Source organism: Streptomyces xanthophaeus, from assembly GCF_000725805.1.
Classification (GTDB): Bacteria; Actinomycetota; Actinomycetes; order Streptomycetales; family Streptomycetaceae; genus Streptomyces; species Streptomyces xanthophaeus.
Genome location: NZ_JOFT01000030.1, coordinates 85,767 through 106,976, shown reverse-complemented (window position 1 = coordinate 106,976; position 21,210 = coordinate 85,767). Strand labels below are relative to the sequence as shown.

Here is a 21,210-nt window from a genome sequence, read left to right as displayed (position 1 = left end):
GTGCATCGCAAGGCGGAGGGCCACGGCTCGTACTGGACGTACTTGCGTGGTCCGACAACGCGGGGAGGTGCCGTGCCGGGCGCCGCGACCCGGTGGACCCTTCCGGTCACAGCACTAGGCGCCGGCCAGCACCTGGCGGGCGGCGGCGCGGCCGGTGGCCACGCAGGCGGCCACGCCCACGCCCTCGTACGCCGCTCCGGCGAGGGCCAGTCCCGGCAGCTTCCCGGCGGCCTCGCGGATGCGGGCGACGCGCTCGCGGTGGCCGACCCCGTACTGCGGCAGGCCGCGGTCCCAGCGGGTGACGCGGGCCGCGAGGGGTTCGCCCATCGGGCCCACCGCCCGGTGGAGTTCGGTGATCGCCGAGCGGACCAGGTGCCGGTCGGGGCGGGCGAGGAGCTCGTCCTCGCCGATCCGGCCGACCGAGGCGCGCAGGACGAAGGTGTCGGGGGCCGCCGCCCGCAGCCACGGCCACTTGTTGGAGAGGAAGGAGGCGGCCTTCAGGGTGTGCCCGTCCACCGGCGGGACCAGGAAGCCGTTGCCCTCCGGCAGGAAGCCGGCCTGCGCCCGGGAGAAGGCCATGGTGATGACGGCCGTCGAGGCGTGCGCGATGCCGGCGAGCTCCGCCTCGGCGAGCGGGGAGTGCGGGCGCAGCAGTTCCGCGGCGGCGAAGGCCGGCAGGGCCAGGACCACCCCGTCCGCCTCCATGGTCAGCGGGCCGTCACCCGTCATGGCCTGGACGCGCCACCGGTCGCCCGGGATGCGGTGGAGGCTGCGGGCGGTGGTCCCGGTGAGGATGCGGGCCCCGCAGGCCTCGGCGACCGCCAGCGGGAAGCGTCCGGCGCCGCCGGCCACGCCTTGGACGGCCACGGCCGCGGAGCGGGGTGCGCCCGCCGCCCGCATCCGGCGCAGCGCGGGCAGCAGCGCCGTGCCCTGCTCCGCCAGGGCGGCGATGCGGGGCATGGCGGCGCGGAGCGAGAGCCGGTCGGCGCGGCCCGCGTACACACCGCCGAGCAGGGGTTCGACGAGCCGGTCGACGGCCTCCTGGCCGAAGCGGTCGCCCAGGTACTGGGCCACCGAGCAGTCCCCGGCCAGCGGGGTCGCGGGGAGGTCCTCCTCGGCGGCGACCCGGGCCACGCCCTCGGGCGTGAGCAGGCCGGTGCCGGTGAGCGCGGCGGGGTCGGTCGGGACGCCCATCACGTGTCCGGGCGGCAGGGCGCGCAGGGCGCCGTGGGTCCAGACGGTGGTCGGGGCCTTGGCCGGGTCGCACAGGGCGTCGCCGAGGCCGACCGCGGCGGCCAGCTCCACGGCCTCCGGCCGCAGGGCCATCAGGGATTCCGCGCCCTCGTCCACGGTGATTCCGGCGATGGTGCCGGTGCGGAGCTTGCCGCCGACCTTGGTGTGGCTCTCCAGCAAGGTGACGTCGGCCAGGCCGCGCAACTGCCACGCGGCGGCCAGGCCGCTGATGCCGCCACCGATGACGATCACTGAACGCATTGTCTCTCCCGCGGCCGATATGTACCCGTACGAAACATATGGGATGCCCGTGTGCTAGCGCGTCATGCTTTCGGTCAGAGCTCGCAGCTCCGCCTGGTACGCGAAGCTGCCCGGCTCGTAAGCGCAGTACGGGTCCGCCTCCAGCACGTCCCCGGTGAAGCCGTACGCCCGTGACCGCGACCCGCCGCACACCGCCTTGAACTCGCACGCCCCGCACTTCCCGCGCAGCAGCTCCGGGTCGCGCAGCGAGGTGAACAGCTCCGAGTCCCGGTAGATCCCGGTCAGGTCCTGCTCCTTCACGTTGCCCGCCGACACTGGCAGGAAGCCGCTCGGGTGGACCTCGCCGGTGTGCGAGACGAAGACGAACCCGCGGCCCGAGGAGACGTCCATCGGCGGCCGGCGCACCGCCCGCCGCTCCCCGTCGAAGAGCCCCAGCTCCGCGGCCCGCCGGCGCAGGCGCCCGTACAGCGGCCCGAGCCCGGGGGCCCGTTCGCCGCGCGCGTCCAGCACGGTGCGCTGGAGCGCCACCCGCCGGAAGTGGTGGCCCTCGGTGGTCTTGGTGGCCATCACCGCACCGCAGTCGTAGAGGAAGTGCAGGACGTCCTCGGTCTCGGCCGGGGTGAGGCCGTCCAGCTGCCCGCCGCGGCCCGTCGGGACCAGGAGGAAGCCCGACCAGAGCATGGCCCCCTCGCGCCGGACCAGCGCCGCGATGTCGGCCAGGTCCTCCAGGCTGTCGCGGGTGACCGTCGTGTTGATCTGCACCTTGAGGCCGAGCTCGCGGGCCGTCCGCCAGCCGTCCAGGGTCCAGTCGTAGACCCCGGGCACACCGCGGAAGGCGTCGTGCCGGGCGGCCGTCGAACCGTCCAGGGACAGGGACACGGCGACCGCGCCCGCGTCCCGCACCGCGGTCAGGTTCTCCCGGGTCAGCGTCGGCGTACCGGAGGGGGAGACGGCGACGCGCAGGCCGAGGGAGGTCCCGTAGGCGATCAGGCCGGTGAGGTCGGCGCGCTGGAAGGGGTCCCCGCCGGTGATCACGAACAGCGGGGCCGGACGCCCGAACGCGGCGGTCCGGTCCATCACGCGGCGGGCGTCGGCCCCGTCCAGCTCCCCGGGGTGCCGGGCGGTCTGCGCCTCGGCCCGGCAGTGCAGACAGGCCAGCGGGCAGGCCCGGGTGGCTTCCCAGATGACGATGAACGGGCGCTCGGAGACGGCGTGCCGGGGCCGGCGCACGACGGTGCGCGCGGGGCGGCCCGTCACGACACGCGCTCCCAGCCCCGCTTCTCCGGCCGGTTCGCCAGCTGCCCGGGATCGCGCCGCCGGTAGACCACGTAGGGGCGGAACAGGTACTTCAGCGGCGCCGAGAACATGTGCACCAGGCGGGAGTACGGGATCAGCGCGAAGAGGGTGAAACCGAAGAGGACGTGCAGCCGGAAGGCGAGCGGGGCCCCGGCCATCAGCCGGTAGTCCGGCTGGAAGGTGAACAGGCTGCGGAACCAGACCGAGATGCCCTCGCGGTAGTTGTACCCGTCCGTCATCCCCGTCGAGTTGAGGACGGTGGCCGTCAGACCGAGGACGATCGCGCCGAGCAGGACCGTGTACATCAGGTGGTCGCTCTTGTGCGTCGCCCTGCGCACGGCGGGGACGGTGAACCGCCGGTGGACCAGGACGGCGATCCCGGCGGCGGCCGCCACGCCCGCCACGGCTCCCGTGGAGACCGCCAGCAGGTGGTACGCGTGGTCGCTCAGGCCCAGCGCATCGGTCCAGCTCATCGGGATCAGCAGCCCCACCACGTGCCCCAGCACCACGAACAGCATGCCGAAGTGGAAGAGCGGCGAGCCGATCCGCAGCAGCCGCGACTCGTGCAGCTGCGAGGAACGGCTGGTCCAGCCGAAGGCGTCGAACCGGGCCCGCCAGGCGGTGCCCGCGATCAGCAGGGCGACCGAGACGTACGGGAGCACGCCCCACAGGAGGAGGTCCATCAGGCGGTCCGCCTTTCGGGTGCGGTGGGCCAGGGGAGGTCGGCCGGCATGTCGATGCCCGGGCCGAAGGGTTCGAGCGGCGAGCCCGCCCCGACCAGCTCCTGCGGGGGCCCGCTGCGCGCCAGGGCCTGCGCCTCGGCCCTGGTCTCGGGGGAGGGTCCGGGCAGGGTGGAGCACACGGCTTCCAGGACCCGGGCGTACGGGGACCCGGACTCGGCCAGGGCCAGGCGCAGCAGCTCCAGTCCGGCCCGGTGCTCCTGGAGCAGCTCGGTGCCGGCCTCCTCCTGCCGGGCGGCGAACTCCAGGGCCACCGGCAGGAAGTCGGGCAGTTCCTCGCCCGCGTACTCCAGCCCGAAGTCCCGGTAGATCCGCTTCAGCCGGACCAGGGACAGCCCGCGGCGGCGGGTGTCCCCGTCCGTCCACCAGGTCAGGTACAGGCAGCGCCGGTTGCGGGTGTCGAAGGTCGAGGTGTACTGGGCGCACAGCTCGACCGGGGACTGCGCCTCGGCCTCGTCGAGGAAGGAGCCGAGCAGTGCGGACGCCTCTGCGGGCGCCGAGGCGAGGGCCGCGCGCAGCCGGGGGAGTTCGTCGTGGAAGTGGTCGCCGGGGTACTGCAGGACACAGCACGCCACCAGTCGTACGTACGCGTCCGGGGTCACGAACGCCTCCTTGTCGGGCTGATGTTGAGCAGGACGGGCGGCTCGCCGACCGCATCCACGGGACAGGCGGCGGCGTCCAGCGGATGGGTGTCCGCGAGGGCCTCGGCCTCGGGGCGCGCGGCGGTCGGCACCACGAAGCGGTCCTCGGCCTTGGCGATCGCGAGGAGGCGGAACATGTCCTCCATCTCCGCACCGGTCAGGCCGACCGCGCGGGCGATCGACTCGTCCCGCTCCTCACCGAGGTTGATCTTCCGCATGTAGGCGCGCATGGCCGCCATCCGCCGCAGCACCGCCTCGACCGGGTAGGTGTCGCCCGCCGTGAGGATCGCGGCCAGGTACTCGACGGGGATGCGCAGCGCGTCGATGGCGCCGAAGAGGTTGCCCGCGTCCTCGCCGTCGCTGCCGGTGGCGGCGACCGCCTCGACGACCGGGGACAGCGGCGGGACGTACCAGACCATCGGCATGGTCCGGTACTCCGGGTGGAGGGGGAGGGCGACCTGGTAGGTGGCGATCAGGTCGTGGACGGGGGAGTCGCGCGCCGCCCGGAGCCACTCGTCGGTGATCCCGGAGCGCCGGGCGGCCTCGATCACGGCCGGGTCGTGGGGGTCGAGGAAGCATTCGACCTGGGAGGGGTAGAGGTCGTGCTCGTCCTCCACGGCTGCGGCTTCGGCGACCCTGTCGGCGTCGTAGAGCATCACGCCGAGGTAGCGCATGCGGCCCACGCAGGTCTCCGAGCACACGGTCGGCATGCCGACCTCGATGCGCGGGAAGCAGAAGGTGCACTTCTCGGCCTTGCCGGTCCGGTGGTTGAAGTAGACCTTCTTGTACGGGCAGCCGGTCACGCACATGCGCCAGCCGCGGCAGCGGTCCTGGTCGACGAGGACGATGCCGTCCTCCTCGCGCTTGTACATCGCGCCGGACGGGCAGGAGGAGACGCACGCCGGGTTCAGGCAGTGCTCGCAGATCCGGGGGAGGTAGAACATGAAGCTCTGCTCGAACTCGAAGCGGATCTTCTCGCCCACCTCGTCGCGGATCTTCTCCACGATCGGGTCCTTCGGGGCGTGGGCGGGGGCGCCGCCCAGGTTGTCGTCCCAGTTCGGGCCCCACTCGATCTTGTCGATGGGTTCGCCGGTGACCTGGGAGACGGGCCGGGCGGTCGGCATGTCGTCTCCGGCCGGGGCCTCGGTGAGGTTCTTGTACTCGTAGGTCCAGGGCTGGTAGTAGTCGTCGAGCTGCGGCAGGTGGGGGTTGGCGAAGAGGTTCCCGAGGTTCTTCAGCCGGCCGCCGGCCCGCAGGCGCAGCTTGCCGGAGCGGGTGCGCTCCCAGCCGCCCTTCCACTTCTCCTGGTCCTCCCAGCGGCGCGGGTATCCCTGGCCGGGGAGGGTCTCGACGTTGTTGAACCAGACGTACTCGGTGCCCTGGCGGTTGGTCCACGCCTGCTTGCAGGTGACCGAGCAGGTGTGGCAGCCGATGCACTTGTCGAGGTTCATGACCATCGCGATCTGTGCCATGACGCGCATGCGGATCAGAACTCCACCTTCTGCGAGCGGCGGCGGATGACCGTCACCTCGTCGCGCTGGTTGCCGGTCGGGCCGAGGTAGTTGAAGGCCCAGGTCAGCTGGGCGTAGCCGCCGATGAGGTGGGTGGGCTTGAGCATCACCCGGGTCAGGGAGTTGTGGATGCCGCCGCGGCGGCCCGTCTTCTCCGTCTTGGGGACGCCGACCGTGCGCTCCTGGGCGTGGTTCATGTAGACCGTGCCGGGCGGCATCTTGTGGGAGACGATCGCGCGGGCGGTGACCACGCCGTTGCGGTTGACCGCCTCGATCCAGTCGTTGTCCCGGGCGCCGATCGCCTCGGCGTCCTGCGGGGACATCCACACCGTCTGGCCGCCGCGGCCGAGGGTCATCATGTAGAGGTTGTCCTGGTACTGGCTGTGGATCGCCCACTTGTTGTGCGGGGTCAGGTACCGGACGGCGACGGTCTTCTCGTCGACGACCCCGAGCTCGGGCTCCCCGTACAGGGTGTGCATGTTCAGCGGCGGCTTGTAGACGGGCAGCGACTCCCCGACCTCGTGCAGCCAGTCGTGGTCGATGAAGAAGTGCTGGCGGCCGGTGAGCGTGTGCCAGGGCTTGAGGTGCTCGGTGTTGACGGTGAAGGCGGTGTACCGCCGCCCGCCCGCCTCCGAACCCGACCACTCGGGCGAGGTGATCACCGGGACCGGGCGGGCCTGGGTGTCGGCGAAGGTGATCCGCTTGCCCTCGGCCTCGGCGGCCAGGTGGGCCATGTGCGTGCCGACCTTCTTCTCCAGGGTCTCGAACCCCTGGGTGGCGAGGCGGCCGTTGCTCGTCCCGGACAGGGACAGGATCGCCTCGCAGGCGCGCTGCGCGGTGTCCAGCCGGGGACGTCCGTCGCCCGCCCCGCCGCGCACCAGGCCGTTCTTCTCACCGAGGTACGCGACCTCCTCGGCCACGTCGTAGGTGATCGCCTTGGTGGTCACGCCGAGGGTGTCGACCAGCGGGCCGAGCGCGGAGAACTTCTCGCCGACCGCCCCGTAGTCCCGCTCCACCACGGCCAGGTCGTACATGGTCCGGCCGGGTACGGGCTCGCACTCGCCCTTGGACCAGTCCAGGGCCACCCCGCCGGGCTGGGCCATCTCGCCGCCCGGGGTGTCGTGCTGGAGGGCGGTCGCGACCAGGTCCCTGCGGACGCCGAGGTGGGTCCGGGCGAGCTCGCCGAAGCGCTCGGCGAGGCCGCGGAAGGCGTCGTAGTCCGAGCGGGCCTGCCAGGGCGGGTCCACGGCCGGGGTGAAGGCGTGCAGGAAGGGGTGCATGTCCGTGGAGGACAGGTCGTGCTTCTCGTACCAGGTGGCCGCCGGGAAGACCACGTCCGACAGGAGCGTCGTGGACGTCATCCGGAAGTCCATGGTCGTGAGGAGGTCGAGCTTCCCCTCGACGTCCTCCTCGCGGTACGTGACGTCCCTGGGCGTGCAGCGGGGGCCGTCCTCGGGGAGGTTGGAGTGGGTGCCGAGGAGGTGCTTGAGGAAGTACTCGTTGCCCTTGGAGCTGGAGCCGAGGAGGTTGGCCCGCCACACGTTGAGCACGCGCGGCCAGTTGCGCGGTGCGTCGGGGTCCTCGCCCGCGAAGCCGAGGGTGCCGTCCTTCAGCTGCTGAATCGTTTCGGCGATGGGGTCCTCGGCCTCGCCCAGCTCCAGCGGGTTGCGGTCGAAGGTGGGGTAGGAGGGCATCCAGCCCATCCGGGCGCTCGCGGCCAGGCAGTCGGCGCCCGTCATGCCCTCGAAGGCGCCCGTGCCCAGCGGTGAGGCCAGCGCCTCGGCGGGCAGGGTGTCGTAGCGCCACTGGTCGGTGTGCAGGTAGAACCAGGCCGCGCCGATCATCTGGCGCGGCGGGCGCGACCAGTCCGAGGCCGCCGCGAGGGTGGCCCAGCCGGTGACCGGGCGGCACTTCTCCTGGCCGACGTAGTGCCCCCAGCCGCCGCCGTTGCGGCCCTGGCAGCCCGTGAGCGTCAGGAGGGCGAGGAAGGCTCGGTAGATGGTCTCGGAGTGGAACCAGTGGTTGGTGCCCGCGCCCATCAGGATCATGCAGCGGCCCTGCGACTCCTCGGCGGTGCGCGCGAACTCCCGTGCCACGCGGGCGGCCTGGGCCGCCGGGACGGAGGTCAGCGACTCCTGCCAGCCGGGCGTACCGGGCTGGCCCGCGTCCTCGTAGCCGGTGGGCCACTCGCCGGGCAGGCCCGCGCGGCCGACGCCGTACTGGGCGAGCATCAGGTCGAAGACGGTGGTGACCAGCCGGTCCCCGAGACGGCGCACGGGCACCCCGCGGCGCACCGTGGCGCCCCTGCCGTCCGTCCGCTCGTCGTCCTCGAAGCGGGGCAGGACGATCTCGGCGCTCTCGCCCTCCCCGATGAGGGAGAGGCGGGGCACGGTGTCACCGAGGTCGAGGTTCCACTCGGGCTGCTCGTTCGCACCCCAGCGGTGGCCGAGGGTGCCGTTCGGGACGACCGGCTCGCCGGTGACGTCGTCCACGAGGACGGTCTTCCAGCGGGCGTTCTCGATGTCCTGGCCGAGATCGGCGGCGGTGACGAACTTCCCCGGAACCAGACCCTGTTCCGTTTCCTTCAGCGAGACGAGGAAAGGCAGGTCGGTGTACTGGCGGACGTAGTCCGTGAAGAACGGCGTCTGCTTCTCGACGAAGAATTCCTTCAGGATCACATGGCCCATGGCGAGGGCCAGGGCGCCGTCCGTACCGGGATGCGGATGCATCCATTCGTCGGCGAATTTCGTGTTGTCCGCGAAATCCGGGGAGACGGTCACGACCTTCTGCCCGCGGTAGCGGGCCTCCGCCATCCAGTGCGCGTCGGGGGTACGGGTGACGGGGACGTTGGAGCCCCACATCATCAGATAGGCCGCGTCCCACCAGTCACCCGACTCGGGCACGTCGGTCTGGTCGCCGAACACCTGCGGAGAGGCCACCGGGAGGTCGGCGTACCAGTCGTAGAAGGACAGCATCGGCGCGCCGATGAGGGAGTGGAAGCGGGCGCCCGAGGCGTGCGAGGCCATCGACATCGCGGGGATCGGGGAGAAGCCCGCGACCCGGTCCGGCCCGTGCTCCTTGATGGTGTGCACGTGCGCCGCGGCGACGATCTCGGTCGCCTCCTCCCACGAGGCCCGCACCAGCCCGCCCTTGCCGCGGGCCCGCTGGTAGCGGCGGCGGCGCTCCGGATCGCCCTGGACGTCCGCCCAGGCCTCGACGGGGTCGCCGAGGCGGGCCTTGGCCTCGCGGTACATCTCCAGCAGGGCGCCGCGCACGTACGGGTAGCGCACCCGGGTCGGGGAGTAGGAGTACCAGGAGAAGGAGGCGCCGCGCGGGCAGCCGCGGGGCTCGTACTCGGGGCGGTCCGGGCCGACGGAGGGGTAGTCGGTGGCCTGGGTCTCCCAGGTGATGATCCCGTCCTTGACGTACACCTTCCACCGGCACGAGCCCGTGCAGTTCACCCCGTGGGTCGAGTACACGACCTTGTCGTGGCTCCACCGGTCCCGGTAGAAGGCCTCGGCGGCCCGCCCGCCCGTACGGTGGACCGTGCGCAGGTCCTCGGACACCTCGGCGCGGGTGAAGAACCCGCCCGCCCGCACGAGCGGGTCGACCCCGTCGTGACGGCCTCGAGGTCCCCGGGGTCCTTGACGCCCCTGACGTCCCTGACGCTCCTGCACAGCGATCCTCCAGGCCGAAAACAATGGTGCGTATCGACGCTACGCCCGCGCAAAAGGCGAATCCGGTGACAAAGGTCCCGTAGGGCGGTGACCTCCTTCCGCTCTTTTGCGGGCCGGTCGTCTGTCAGGCTGGAAGAACGCCAACTCCGCGGAGGCGGGGGGAAATAGCGCGACGGAATTCCTATGTGGGGAAAGGGGCTGCGGAGCCGTGGCCGACACCAGCAGACGCAAGGGCCGCACCTGGATACCGGACCAGCACGGAGCCTGGGCGATGCTCACGGTCCCCTTCCTCGTGGGCACCTTCCTCGGCCCCCGGCCGGGATGGACGCACGCGGCGCTGCTCGCCGCCTGGCTGCTCGGCTACGCCGCGGCCTTCCACGCCCAGCAGTGGCTGCGGCTGCACGCGCGCGGCCTGCGCTCGGCCCGGCGCCACGGCCGGCCCGCGGTGGTCTTCGCGGCCGCCTTCGCCGTGGCGGGCGTACCGCTGGCGGTGCTGCACCCCTGGCTGCTGCCCGCCTGCGCCGCGGCGGCGCCGTTCGTGGCCGTGAACACGTACTACGCGTGGCGCGGCCGGGAACGGGCCCTGGCCAACGGCCTGGCCGCGGTGGTCCCCGCCTGCGGGATGCTGCTGGTGGCCGCGCACCTCGGCGGCGCCGACCCGTCCGCCGCCTGGGCGCCGGCCACCGCCTGCCTGCTGTACTTCGGGGGCACGGTGCCGTACGTGAAGACGATGATCCGGGAACGGAACTCGCGCGCCTACTACCGCGGTTCGGTGTCCTTCCACGCGGCGGCCCTGGCCGTGGCCGCCGTCCTCTCGCCCTGGCTGGCGCTGCCCTTCACGGCCTACCTCGCCCGCGCCGCAGCCCTCCCCGGCCGCGGCCTGCGCGTCCCCCTGGTCGGCGCCGCCGAACTCGCGGCCTCGCTGGCCCTCCTGGTGACGCTGCTCCTGGCCTTCTAGATCGCTTAGATCGCTTCCTTGCGGGTCAGGAAGTTGAACGAGATCCACCCCGGCAGCACCGGCAGCCAGAACGTCATCAGGCGGAACAGCAGGACCGCCGAGATGGCGACCTCCTTCTCCAGCCCGGCCGCGACCAGGCCCAGCGTCAGCGTGGCCTCCACCGCGCCCATGCCGCCCGGCGTCGGCGCGGCCGACCCCAGCGCGTTGCCCGCCAGGAACACCACCGCGATGCTCGCGTAGCTGATGGCCTGGCCGCCCCCGAACGCCCGGATCGAGGCGTCGAGGCACATCACGAAGCAGCCGGTCAGCAGCAGCATCCCGCCGATGCCCGTCACCAGCTTCTGCGGCCGCTGGAGCACGTCCAGCATGCGCGGCACCACGCCCGCGAACAGCGCCCGGACCCGGGTCACCACGAACTTCCGCATGAACGGCACCGCCGTCACCACCAGCACCAGGACCGCCACCGTCAGCAGACCCGCGATGACCGTCCGGGACGGGGTCATCTCCGGGGTCTTCTCGGTCCCGGTCAGATAGCCGAAGGCGAGCAGCAGCAGGATGTGACTGGCCAGCCCGAAGAGCTGGGAGGCGCCCACGCTCGCCACCGCGAGCCCCGGCCGGATCCCCGCCCGCTGGAGGAACCGGGTGTTCAGCGCGACACCGCCGACAGCCGCGGGGGCGACCAGCTTCACGAAGGACCCGGCCACCTGGGCGACCACGGTCCGCAGGAACGACACCCGCTCGGGCACGAAGCCCAGCAGGCTCATCGCCGCCGCGACGTAGCTCAGCGCCGAGAAGGCGAGGGCCGCCCCGACCCAGCCCCACTGGGCCTCCCCGACGGTCTCCGCCAGGGGCACGTGGGCGAGCTGCGTGAGGAGGAAGTACGCGCCGAACGCGCCCGCGATGAAGGAGACCAGGGTGCGCGGCCGGATCCGCTCCAGCCGGGCCGGCTCCACCGGCGCCTGCGGGCGGATCAGCAGCACCTGCTGGCGGATCTGGCTGAGCAGGTCCTCCTCGCGGGCCCCGTCGAGCGCGTCGTCCAGGGCCTTCTTCTCGGCCTTCCTGTCGGAGACGGAAGCGGAGACGGAAGCAGAGGCGGGGACGGAGGCGGGGACGGCACCCGCCGCGGCGCCGTCTGCCGGATCCGGGGCATCGGCCTCCCGCGCCGCCTTCGCGGCCCGCGAGGACTCCAGTACGGCCTCCCGCTGCCGGTCCGCCCGCTCCCTGGCCAGCTTGCGCAGCGTGGCCCGCGTGGAACGGCTCAGCGCGATCGGCTGGAGCAGCGGCAGGCAGTCCGCCACCGCGTCCGGGCCGAGCACCGACAGCGCCGAGGCCACCGACCGCTGCGCGCCGACCCGCAGGCCGAGCGTGACCAGCAGCTGCGCGATGTCCATCCGCAGGACCAGGTCGCCCGCCGCGATCTCGCCGCCCCGCAGGTCGGTGAGGGTGACGCTGCCGGAACGATCCACCACCAGGGCGTCCCCGGTGAGCCGCCGGTGCGCGATCCGCCGCGACTGCAGGGCCCGTACCTGCTCCCACGCGTTGCGGCTCAGGTCGTCGGTGATCTCCTCGTCGGCGAGGGAGTCCAGGGTCCGGCCGCCCAGGTGCTCGTACACGAGCATCACGGCGTCCGGGCCGAGCTCGGAGGTGGCGATCAGCTTGGGCGCGTTGGCCCCGGCCGCGATGGCCGCGTACGCGAGGAGCGCCTCCTGCTCCAGCGCCTGGCGCAGGGACTGGAGGCTGCGCCGCGTGGTGATCCCGCGCAGGGTGAGGCGGCGCCAGACCCGGTAGAAGAAGCCCTGGGCCTGCTGTTCGCGGTCGACGACGGTGACGTCGAGCGGAGGGCCGTCCTCCAGGGTGACGTGGTAGCGCCGGCCGCGGTCGCTGACCTCGGTGGCCTCGGGGCCGTCGGGGGCCTCGGCGCGCATCGCGCTGACCGGGCGGAAACCGACCCGGCGCAGTCCGGCGAGCAGGGTCTGCCCGGTCGGGCGCACGTTCGGCGAGCCGACGGCGTAGAGGGTCCCGTAGGCGACGCTCCAGCCGATCAGCACGGTCAGGATGATCGAGAAGGGTGTGGTGTAGCCGCTGACCAGCATCGTGAACGCGTCGAGCAGCAGCACCACCCACAGGGCGACCCGCCAGCGCGGTCTGCGGGTCATCCCGACGGCGGTCATGTACGCGATCACGGGCGCGAGGTAGCCGTGCACCGGATCGGTGAGGGCCCCGCCGGTACCCGTCTGGCGGGTGAGGGCGTCCTGGATGGTGGCCGAGGCGGCCTGGGAGACCCACAGGTCGGTGGCGAGGGTGACCCCGTGCGCGAGGACCGCGGCGAGCACGCCGTCGGCGATGCGCAGGCCGTCGCGCTTGATCAGACGTTCGATGGCGAAGGCGACGGGGAGCAGCAGCACCGCGATGCTCGACACCAGCGCGGCGACCTTGATGAGCAGGTCCGGCGCCTGACCGGTGCCCTTGTTGATGTCCTCTTCCAGGCCGACGGTCGTGCCGTGGGCGAAGGCGGCGATCCCGAGGACGACGGCGATGCCGAGGACGCCGACGAGCAGGCGTACGAGGTCGGAGGGGCGGTGCACGCGGGCGGCGAGCAGTGGTTCGTCGACCTCGACCTGGTCGGCGGCCGTCGGAGCGTGGCCGTGCGGCCCCTCCGGATCGTCCGGGCCGTCCGGGCCGTCCGCGGCCGACCGGGGGAGCGGGTCCGGCCGGGATCCGGAGGCCGGGCCGGAAGGCAGGTCGGAGGGCAGGTCGGAGGGCAGGTCGGAGGGCAGGTCGGGGCGCGGGCCGGGGCGGTCTCCCGGGCCTGCGCCCTCGTCCCTCGCCGCACCGTCCGGAGGGCTCACACCCTGCTCCTTCGTCGTCACTTCCGTCTCTTCTTGATCACGTATCACCAGTCACCGCCCGGAAGATGGTGGCACGGACCGGCAGGCGATCGGGGCAGCAGGGTGCGCGCCGGTACGGAACCGAGGCCTCCACGTGACCCGGCCCACGGTGCTGCACCATGGGCCGGATGAGCGAGGAGCTGCCCGCGTACGCGGAACACGTGCTGGAGCTGGCCGAGCGGATTCCGCCCGGCCGGGTGATGACGTACGGAGACGTGGCCGAATGGCTCGGCGCCGGCGGACCGCGCCAAGTCGGGCGCGTGATGGCCCTGTACGGAGGAGCCGTGCCCTGGTGGCGGGTGGTCCGGGCCGACGGCCTGCCGCTCCCCGGCAGCGAACTGCGGGCCCTGGAGCACTACCGGGCCGAGGCCACGCCGCTGCGCCTGACCGCCGCCGGGGAGCCGCGGCTGGACATGCGCCGGGCGCGCTGGGACGGCCGTGGAGCGGAGGACGGGCGCGACGAGGCTCACACCTGACAGCTTCGGCCATGGGCGGCCCGGGCGGGCGGTCGAGCGCCCGTGCGAAGGCCCGTACGGGGGACGCGGGCGAACTGCGCGGGGCCGGCCGGTTGCCGTAGCGTTGCCTCTTCGGCTCCGGCCGCGGCGCGCGCCGCGGCCGACGCGCGGACGCCCGAAGACCCCGCAGGACCCGTAGCCCCCGCAGCACTCGTAGACCCACCAGGACCGGCAGCTCACGTGATCACCTCTTCTTCCGACCGCTCCGCGGCGCGGCGTACGCGGACCCCGGATGCGTACCGCCTCGTGCGCACCGGGCCGGAACGGGTGGATCCCCCTGTTCTGGACGCAGCGCAGCGCGCGGTGGTTGATCACACCGCCGGACCTCTCCTGGTCCTCGCCGGGCCCGGCACCGGGAAGACGACCACGCTGGTCGAGGCCGTGGCCGCCCGGGTGGAAGCGGGCACCGACCCCGCACGGATCCTCATCCTCACCTTCAGCCGCAAGGCGGCCGTGGAACTGCGCGACCGCGCCGCCCTGCGGCTGGGCGGAGCGCGGGCCCCGCAGGCCACCACGTTCCACTCCTTCTGCTACGGCCTGGTCCGCGCCCACCAGGACACCGACCTGTTCGCGGACCCGCTGCGGCTGCTGTCCGGCCCCGAGCAGGACGTGATGGTCCGCACCCTGCTGGAGGGCCAGCGCCGGATCCGCTCCATCCGCTGGCCGGACGACCTGCGCGCGGCGCTGACCACCCGCGGGTTCGCGGACGAGGTCCGGGCGGTGCTCGCCCGCGCCCGCGAGCTGGGTCTGGGTCCGGCGGCGCTCGACTCCTTCGCCACGCGCCTCGGGCGCCCGGACTGGAAGGCCGCGGCGGCCTTCCTCTCCGAGTACCTGGACGTCCTGGACATGCAGGGCACGCTGGACTACGCCGAACTCGTCCACCGTGCGGTCCTGCTGGCGGAGCGCACCCCGGAGCTGACCACCGCCTACGACGCGATCTTCGTGGACGAGTACCAGGACACCGACGCCTCCCAGCTGCGGCTGCTGCGCGCCCTGACCGGACAGGGAGGCACGCTGGTCGCCTTCGGAGACCCGGACCAGTCGATCTACGCCTTCCGCGGCGCCGACATAAACAACGTCCTGGACTTCGAGACCTCCTTCCCCGGCGCGCGGATCAAGGCGCTGACCGTGGGCCGCCGCTCGGGAGCGGAGCTGCTCGCCGCCACCCGCCTCCTGACGGCCCGCATGCCGGTGCCGCGGCTGCCGTCCGCCGCCGTACGGGCCCACCGGGCCCTGGAGGCCGTCCGCGAGGGCGGCCGCGTGGAGGTGTTCACGTACCCGACGGCCGGAGCCGAGCTCGACAACATCGCCGACGTGCTGCGGCGGGCGCACCTGGAGGACGGGGTGCCCTGGCAGGACATGGCCGTCCTGGTCCGCTCGGGCGGACGCACCCTGCCGGCGATGCGGCGCGCGCTCGTCGCGGCGGGCGTCCCGGCCGGAACGGACGGCACGGACACCCCCCTGCGCCACGAACCGGCCGTCGCCCCCCTCCTGACGGCCCTGCGCATCACAGCCCTGGCCGCCGCCGACCGGCCCGCGGCCCCCGCCGGGGCTGCCGCCACCGAGCCCGCGGCCGACTCCGTCCGGACCGGGGCGGCCCCCGCCGATCCCGCCGCAGGCGAGCCTGTCGCACCGGTCGCGGCAGCCGGTACCGGCCAGGCCGGCGACGCGGCCCCCGCGGAGGCCGCCCCGGAGCCCGCCGCAGGCGGCCCCGGCGCGTCCGCGGTCACCGGCCCGGCCGGGGACGTGGCTCCGGCCGGGGCCGGCGATGTGCCCGCCGCGGGCGGCCCCGGCGCGCTGGGAACCGGGCCCGCCGCGGGCGGCCCCGCAGAGCCTGCGGCCGACGCCGTCCAGGCCGGGGCGGACATCGCCGAGCCCGCCGCAGGCGAGTCGGTCGAGCCCGCCGCAGGCGACGGGTGGATCGGCGTCGACGCGTGTCTGGAGCTGCTCGCCTCGCCGCTCGGCGGGATGGACGCCGCCGACCTGCGCCGCCTCGGCCGGGCCCTGCGCGACGAGGAGCGCGCCGCAGGCGTCAAGGTGCCCGCGCCCTCCGACGTCCTGCTCGCCCGCGCCCTCGCCGAGCCGGAACGGCTCACCGCGCACGACCCCGCCTATGCCCGCGGGGCGCAGCGCCTCGGCCTGCTCCTGCGCAAGGCGCGGGAACTGCTCCAGGGCGGCGGCACCGCCGAAGAGGCCCTGTGGGCCCTGTGGGACGGCACCCCCTGGCCCCAGCGCCTGGAACGCGGCGCCCGCCGCGGCGGCGCGGCCGGCCGCAACGCCGACCGCGACCTCGACGCCGTCTGCGCCCTCTTCGACACCGCCGCCCGCGCGGAGGACCGTACCGGCGGCCGCGGCGCGCTCAACTTCCTGGAACAGCTGGACGCGGAGGACATCGCCGCCGACACCCTGACCGCCCGGGCCACCCGCCCCGACGCCGTCCGGCTCATGACCGCCCACCGCTCCAAGGGCCTGGAATGGTCCCTCGTCGTCGTCGCCGGGGTCCAGGAAGGGCTCTGGCCCGACCTGCGCCGCCGCGGGTCCCTCCTGGAGGCCGACCGCATCGGCCGCGACGGCCTCGCCGAACCCCTCACCCCCGGCGCGCTCCTCGCCGAGGAACGCCGCCTCTTCTACGTCGCGGCCACCCGCGCCCGCGACCGCCTCGTCGTCACCGCCGTCAAGGCCCCCGCCGAGGACGGCGACCAGCCCTCCCGCTTCCTCACCGAGCTCGGCGTCCCCCCGCGCGACGTCACCGGCCGCCCCCGCCGCCCCCTCGCCGTCCCGGCGCTCGTCGCCGAACTGCGCGCCACCACCGTCGACCCCGACGCCTCGCCCGCCCTGCGCGACGCCGCCGCCCGCCGCCTGGCCCGCCTCGCCGCGCTCACCGACGACGAGGACCGCCCCATGGTCCCCGCCGCGCACCCGCAGCGCTGGTGGGGCCTGTACGAGCCCACGCGCAGCAGCGTCCCGCTGCGCGACCGGGACCGGCCCGTGGCCCTGTCCGGCAGCGCCCTGGACCAGCTGGCCAACACCTGCTCCCTCCAGTGGTTCCTCGGCCGCGAGGTCAAGGCCGACGCCCCCTCCACCGCCGCCCAGGGCTTCGGCAACGTCGTGCACGTGCTCGCCGACGAGGTCGCCTCCGGACGCACCCCCGCCGACCTGGCCGTCCTCATGGAACGCCTCGACTCCGTGTGGGACGCCCTCGCCTTCGACGCGCCCTGGAAATCGGCCCAGGAGAAGGAGAACGCCCGCGCCGCCCTGGAACGCTTCCTGCGCTGGCACACCACCGACCGCGGCGGCCGGGAGGCCGTGGCCACGGAGCACGAGTTCGACGTCACCCTCGAAGCCGGTGACGTCGCCGTCCGCATCCGGGGCTCCATGGACCGGGTCGAGGCGGACCCGCAGGGGCGCGCGTACGTCGTCGACTTCAAGACCGGCAAGGGCGCGCCCACCAAGGACGAGGTCGCCCGCCACCCCCAGCTGGCCGTCTACCAGCTCGCCGTGCGCGAAGGCGCCGTGGACGAGGTCTTCGACGGCCTGCGCCCGCAGCCCGGCGGCGCCGAACTCGTCCAGCTCCGCCAGGGCGCCGCCCAGCGCGACGGCGGCGACACCGTCCCCAAGATCCAGGCCCAGCAGCCGCTCGACGGGGAGTGGGTCGGCGACCTGCTCGCCACCGCCGCCGGCCGCGTCCTGGACGAACGCTTCGCGCCCGCCGCGGGCAAGCACTGCGACCACTGCTCCTTCCGCAGCTCGTGCAGTGCCCGCCCCGAGGGCCGCCAGACCGTGGAATGAGACGCCGGCCGGGACTGTCGGTCGGTGCGGCTAGCCTCTTGAAGGTGTCCGCGCGTCCGTCCGTCCTCACCGACCCCGAGCAGCTCAAGGAGCTCCTCGGCATCCCCTTCACGCCCGAACAGACGGACTGCATCACGGCCCCGCCCGCCCCGCAGGTCATCGTCGCCGGTGCCGGCTCGGGCAAGACCACCGTCATGGCCGCCCGGGTGGTCTGGCTGGTGGGCACCGGCGTGGTCGCGCCCGAGCAGGTCCTCGGCCTGACCTTCACCAACAAGGCCGCCGGGGAGCTCGCCGAGCGCGTCCGCAAGGCCCTCGCGCGGGCCGGCATCACCGACCCGGACCCCTCCCCGGCCGAGGCCGACGCGGCCGGCGGCGAGCCGCGGATCTCCACCTACCACGCCTTCGCCGGACAGCTCCTGAAGGACCACGGCCTGCGCATCGGACTGGAGCCCAGCGCCCGCCTCCTCGCCGACGCCACCCGCTTCCAGCTCGCCGCGAAGGTGCTCCGCGAGGCCCCCGGCCCCTACCCGTCGCTCACCAGGTCCGTCCCCGACCTGGTCAGCGACCTGCTCGCGCTCGATGCGGAGCTCTCCGAGCACCTCGTCGAGCCGGCCGGCCTGCGCGCGTACGACACCGAGCTGCTGCACACCCTGTCCGGGACCAAGCTGACCAACGAGGACCTGCGCAAGGTCCCCGAGGCCGTGCGCGGCCGGCTCGAACTGCTGGAGCTCGTCGGCCGCTACCGCGCCGCCAAACGCTCCCGCGACCTCCTCGACTTCAGCGACCAGATAGCCCTCTCCGCGCAGCTCGCCACCACCCGGCCCGAGGTGGGGGCGCTGCTGCGCGAAGAGTTCAAGGTGGTCCTGCTCGACGAGTACCAGGACACCTCCGTCGCGCAGCGGCTGCTGCTGTCCGGCCTCTTCGGCGCGGGCAGCGGGCACGCCGTGACCGCCGTCGGCGACCCCTGCCAGGCCATCTACGGCTGGCGCGGGGCCTCCGTGGCCAACCTCGACGACTTCCCCGAGCACTTCCCGCACGCCGACGGCACCCCGGCCACGCGCCAGTCCCTCAGCGAGAACCGGCGCAGCGGCGGCCGCCTCCTGGACCTGGCCAACGGTCTCGCCGCCCCGCTGCGGTCCCTGCACGAAGGGGTCGAGGCGCTGCGCCCCGCCCCCGGGGCGGAGGGGGCCGGTTCCGTCCGGTGCGCCCTGCTGGAGACGCACGCCGAGGAGCTGGAGTGGCTCGCCGACTCCGTCGCCCACCTGGTCCGCACCGGGACGGAGCCGCGCGAGATCGCCGTCCTGTGCCGGTCCGCCGGGGACTTCGCGCGGATCCAGGCCGTGCTGGTGGCCCGGGACGTGCCGGTGGAGGTCGTCGGCCTGTCCGGGCTGCTCCACCTGCCCGAGGTCGCGGACCTCGTCGCCGTCTGCGAGGTCCTCCAGGACCCCGGGGCCAACGCCTCCCTGGTCCGGCTGCTCATCGGCCCGCGCTGGCGGATCGGCGCGCGCGACCTGGCGCTCCTGGGTCGCCGGGCCCGGCTGCTGGTCGGCCGTTCCGCGGGCGACGCCGCGGACGCCGACGAACGGCTCGCCGCAGCCGTCGAAGGCGTGGACCCGGCCGAGATCGTGTCCCTGGCCGACGCCCTGGAGACCTTCCTCGACGGCGGCGGCCAGGCCCCGGACGACCTGCCCTTCTCCTCGGAGGCCCGGGTCCGCTTCGCCCACCTCGCCCAGGAGCTGCGCGACCTGCGCCGTTCGCTGGCCGATCCGCTGATGGACGTCCTGCACCGGGTGCTGTCCGCCACCGGCCTGGAAGTGGAACTGTCCGCCTCCCCGCACGCACTGGCCGCCCGGCGCCGGGAGACCCTGTCGAACTTCATGGACGTGGCCGCCGGTTTCGCCGCGCTGGACGGCGAGGCCTCGCTGCTGGCGTTCCTGGCCTTCCTGCGCACGGCCGCCCAGTACGAGAAGGGGCTGGACCACGCCCTGCCCGGCGGGGAGAACACGGTCAAGGTCCTGACGGCCCACAAGTCCAAGGGCCTGGAGTGGGACGTGGTCGTCGTCCCCGACCTGTGCGCGGGCGCTTTCCCCAAGGAGAAGGCGCCCGAGGCCTGGACCTCGTACGCGAAGGTGCTCCCGTACGCCCTGCGCGGCGACGCGGCCACCCTGCCCGGGGATCCGGCCTGGACCTCGGCCGGCCTGAAGTCCTTCAAGGCATCCCTGAAGGAGCACAAGGCGACGGAGGAGCTCCGCCTCGGGTACGTGACGTTCACCCGGCCGCGGTCCCTGCTGCTGGCCTCCGGCCACTGGTGGGGCCCGACCCAGAAGAAGCGCCGCGGCCCGTCCGCCTTCCTGACCGAGCTGTACGGGCACTGCGCGGCCGGGGCGGGCGAGATCGAGGTCTGGGCCGAGGAACCCGCACCGGACGCGGAGAACCCGGCCCTGTCCGAGGACGCCGCCGCCGACCACTCCTGGCCGCTGCCCCTGGACCCGGGCTCGCTCGCCCTGCGCCGCACCGCCGCGGCCCTGGTGGAGTCCTACCTGGCGGCCCCGCCGCCCGCGGAGGAGTCCGCTGCCGGGGACTACCTGTGGCCCCCGGACTGCGAGGACCCGTCCTACGAGGACGAACCCTGGCCGGACGAGGAAGCCGGGCCGGACGCGTACGCCGGGCCGGACGAAGACCCCACCCCCGCCCCGGCCCCCGTCCCCGCTCCCCGCCCCGAGGCCGCAACCCCGCCCCGGAGCACCGCCGTGCCCGCGTCCGACGCCGACGCCGACGCCGACGCCGACCCGTGGGCGGGCGAGCCCTGGGCGCAGCCGGCCCGGCGGCCCGGGCTCCCGCACCAGGGCCGGGGCACCGTCGTGCCCGCGTCCGGCGGCGGCGCCGACCCCGACGCCGACCCGTGGGCGGCCGAGCCCTGGGCGCAGCCGGCTCCGCCGCGTGCCCGTGCCGCCGCCGGGCCGGACCCGCTCACCCCCGAGGAGGCGCGGGCGATCGCCTCCTGGGACCGGGACCTCGAAGCCCTGGAGGGCGAGCTGCGCCGGGCCCGCGCGGCCGTGCGCGACGTGGAGCTGCCCGCCGCCCTCTCCGCCAGCCAGCTGCTCCGGCTCGCCGCCGACGAGCAGGGCTTCGCCCGCGACCTCGCCCGCCCCATGCCCCGGCCCCCGCAGCCCGCGGCCCGCCAGGGCACGCGCTTCCACGCCTGGGTCGAGTCCCGCTTCGACGAGCTGCCCCTGCCGCTCCTCGACGTCCTGGACCCCGCCACCGAGCTCCCCGGCTCCGACCAGGAGATCGTCGACGAGGCCGACCTGGACTCCCTCAAGGCCGCCTTCGAGCGCAGCCCGTACGCCGAGCGGACCCCGTACCGGATGGAGGCCCCCGTCCAGCTGACCCTCGCCGGACGCGTCGTCCGCGGCCGGATCGACGCGGTGTACAAGAACCCGGACGGCTCGTACGAGATCGTCGACTGGAAGACCGGCCGCACCACCGAGGCCGACCCCCTCCAGCTCGCCGTGTACCGGCTGGCCTGGTCGGAGGCCACCGGCACCCCCCTGGAGCAGGTCGGGGCCGTCTTCCTGCACGTGCGCAGCGGCCGCGTCATCCGCCCCCGCGACCTGCCCGACCGCACCCGCCTTGAGCGGATCCTCCAAGGCAAATCGGGCACCGGCCGGGCCCCCCGGACGGAAGGCTAGGCTCGTGGG

General features: G+C 74.2%; 11 protein-coding genes. 4 read left to right on the top strand and 7 right to left on the bottom strand.

Annotated features, from left to right (window positions below; all coding sequences use genetic code 11):
• Nucleotides 1–114 precede the first annotated feature (114 nt).
• The 6 genes from hemG to IO30_RS0120180 are packed head-to-tail and all read right to left on the bottom strand — an operon-like array spanning nt 115 to nt 9,281.
• A complete protein-coding gene (hemG, locus tag IO30_RS0120205; RefSeq protein ID WP_237403414.1) occupies nt 115–1,494 on the bottom strand; it encodes a protoporphyrinogen oxidase in 1,380 nt (459 codons plus the stop codon).
• Between the two features lie 54 nt (nt 1,495–1,548).
• Nucleotides 1,549–2,751, bottom strand: coding sequence for a TIGR04053 family radical SAM/SPASM domain-containing protein (locus tag IO30_RS0120200; RefSeq protein ID WP_037894629.1), 1,203 nt, complete (start codon nt 2,749–2,751; stop codon nt 1,549–1,551).
• Nucleotides 2,748–3,473 (bottom strand): respiratory nitrate reductase subunit gamma, encoded by a 726-nt coding sequence (narI, locus tag IO30_RS0120195; RefSeq protein ID WP_031144929.1) that lies wholly within the window; start codon nt 3,471–3,473, stop codon nt 2,748–2,750. Before narI ends, IO30_RS0120200 begins: the two co-directional genes overlap by 4 nt.
• The gene (gene narJ, locus IO30_RS0120190) at nt 3,473–4,132 is read right to left on the bottom strand and encodes a nitrate reductase molybdenum cofactor assembly chaperone (RefSeq protein WP_031152331.1); all 660 of its coding nucleotides are present in this window, start codon (nt 4,130–4,132) and stop codon (nt 3,473–3,475) included. Before narJ ends, narI begins: the two co-directional genes overlap by 1 nt.
• The gene (gene narH / locus IO30_RS0120185; protein WP_031144926.1) at nt 4,129–5,652 is read right to left on the bottom strand and encodes a nitrate reductase subunit beta; all 1,524 of its coding nucleotides are present in this window, start codon (nt 5,650–5,652) and stop codon (nt 4,129–4,131) included. The genes narJ and narH overlap by 4 nt, the downstream gene beginning before the upstream one ends.
• A gap of 5 nt (nt 5,653–5,657) precedes the next feature.
• Entirely contained in the window at nt 5,658–9,281 is a 3,624-nt protein-coding gene (locus IO30_RS0120180; protein ID WP_031144924.1) for a nitrate reductase subunit alpha, read from the bottom strand.
• A gap of 286 nt (nt 9,282–9,567) precedes the next feature.
• On the opposite strand from IO30_RS0120180, the gene IO30_RS0120175 reads away from it, so the two are divergent.
• A complete protein-coding gene (locus tag IO30_RS0120175) occupies nt 9,568–10,317 on the top strand; it encodes a YwiC-like family protein (protein ID WP_031144923.1) in 750 nt (249 codons plus the stop codon).
• A gap of 5 nt (nt 10,318–10,322) precedes the next feature.
• Here the strand turns inward: IO30_RS0120175 and IO30_RS0120170 are convergent, their stop codons facing one another.
• Nucleotides 10,323–13,058 (bottom strand): flippase-like domain-containing protein, encoded by a 2,736-nt coding sequence (locus IO30_RS0120170; RefSeq protein ID WP_373316532.1) that lies wholly within the window; start codon nt 13,056–13,058, stop codon nt 10,323–10,325.
• 266 nt (nt 13,059–13,324) lie between these two features.
• Between IO30_RS0120170 and IO30_RS0120165 the strand changes: the two genes are divergently transcribed.
• The 3 genes from IO30_RS0120165 to IO30_RS0120155 all read left to right on the top strand — a co-directional run bounded on the left by IO30_RS0120165 (nt 13,325) and on the right by IO30_RS0120155 (nt 21,201).
• Entirely contained in the window at nt 13,325–13,681 is a 357-nt protein-coding gene (locus IO30_RS0120165) for an MGMT family protein (protein ID WP_031144921.1), read from the top strand.
• 219 nt (nt 13,682–13,900) lie between these two features.
• Nucleotides 13,901–17,509, top strand: a complete 3,609-nt coding sequence (locus tag IO30_RS0120160; RefSeq protein ID WP_063768458.1) for an ATP-dependent helicase — start codon at nt 13,901–13,903, stop codon at nt 17,507–17,509.
• On the top strand, nt 17,506–21,201 hold the full coding sequence (locus IO30_RS0120155) for an ATP-dependent helicase (RefSeq protein WP_051902429.1): 3,696 nt from the start codon (nt 17,506–17,508) through the stop codon (nt 21,199–21,201). Before IO30_RS0120160 ends, IO30_RS0120155 begins: the two co-directional genes overlap by 4 nt.
• Nucleotides 21,202–21,210 lie beyond the last annotated feature (9 nt).

Coding starts and splice junctions, on each gene's coding strand:
- hemG (WP_237403414.1), bottom strand. CDS start 1,494: ATGCGTTCAGTGATCGTCATCGGTGGCGGCATCAGCGGCCTGGCCGCC.
- IO30_RS0120165 (WP_031144921.1), top strand. CDS start 13,325: ATGGGCCGGATGAGCGAGGAGCTGCCCGCGTACGCGGAACACGTGCTG.
- IO30_RS0120155 (WP_051902429.1), top strand. CDS start 17,506: ATGAGACGCCGGCCGGGACTGTCGGTCGGTGCGGCTAGCCTCTTGAAG.
- narH (WP_031144926.1), bottom strand. CDS start 5,652: ATGCGCGTCATGGCACAGATCGCGATGGTCATGAACCTCGACAAGTGC.
- narI (WP_031144929.1), bottom strand. CDS start 3,473: ATGGACCTCCTCCTGTGGGGCGTGCTCCCGTACGTCTCGGTCGCCCTG.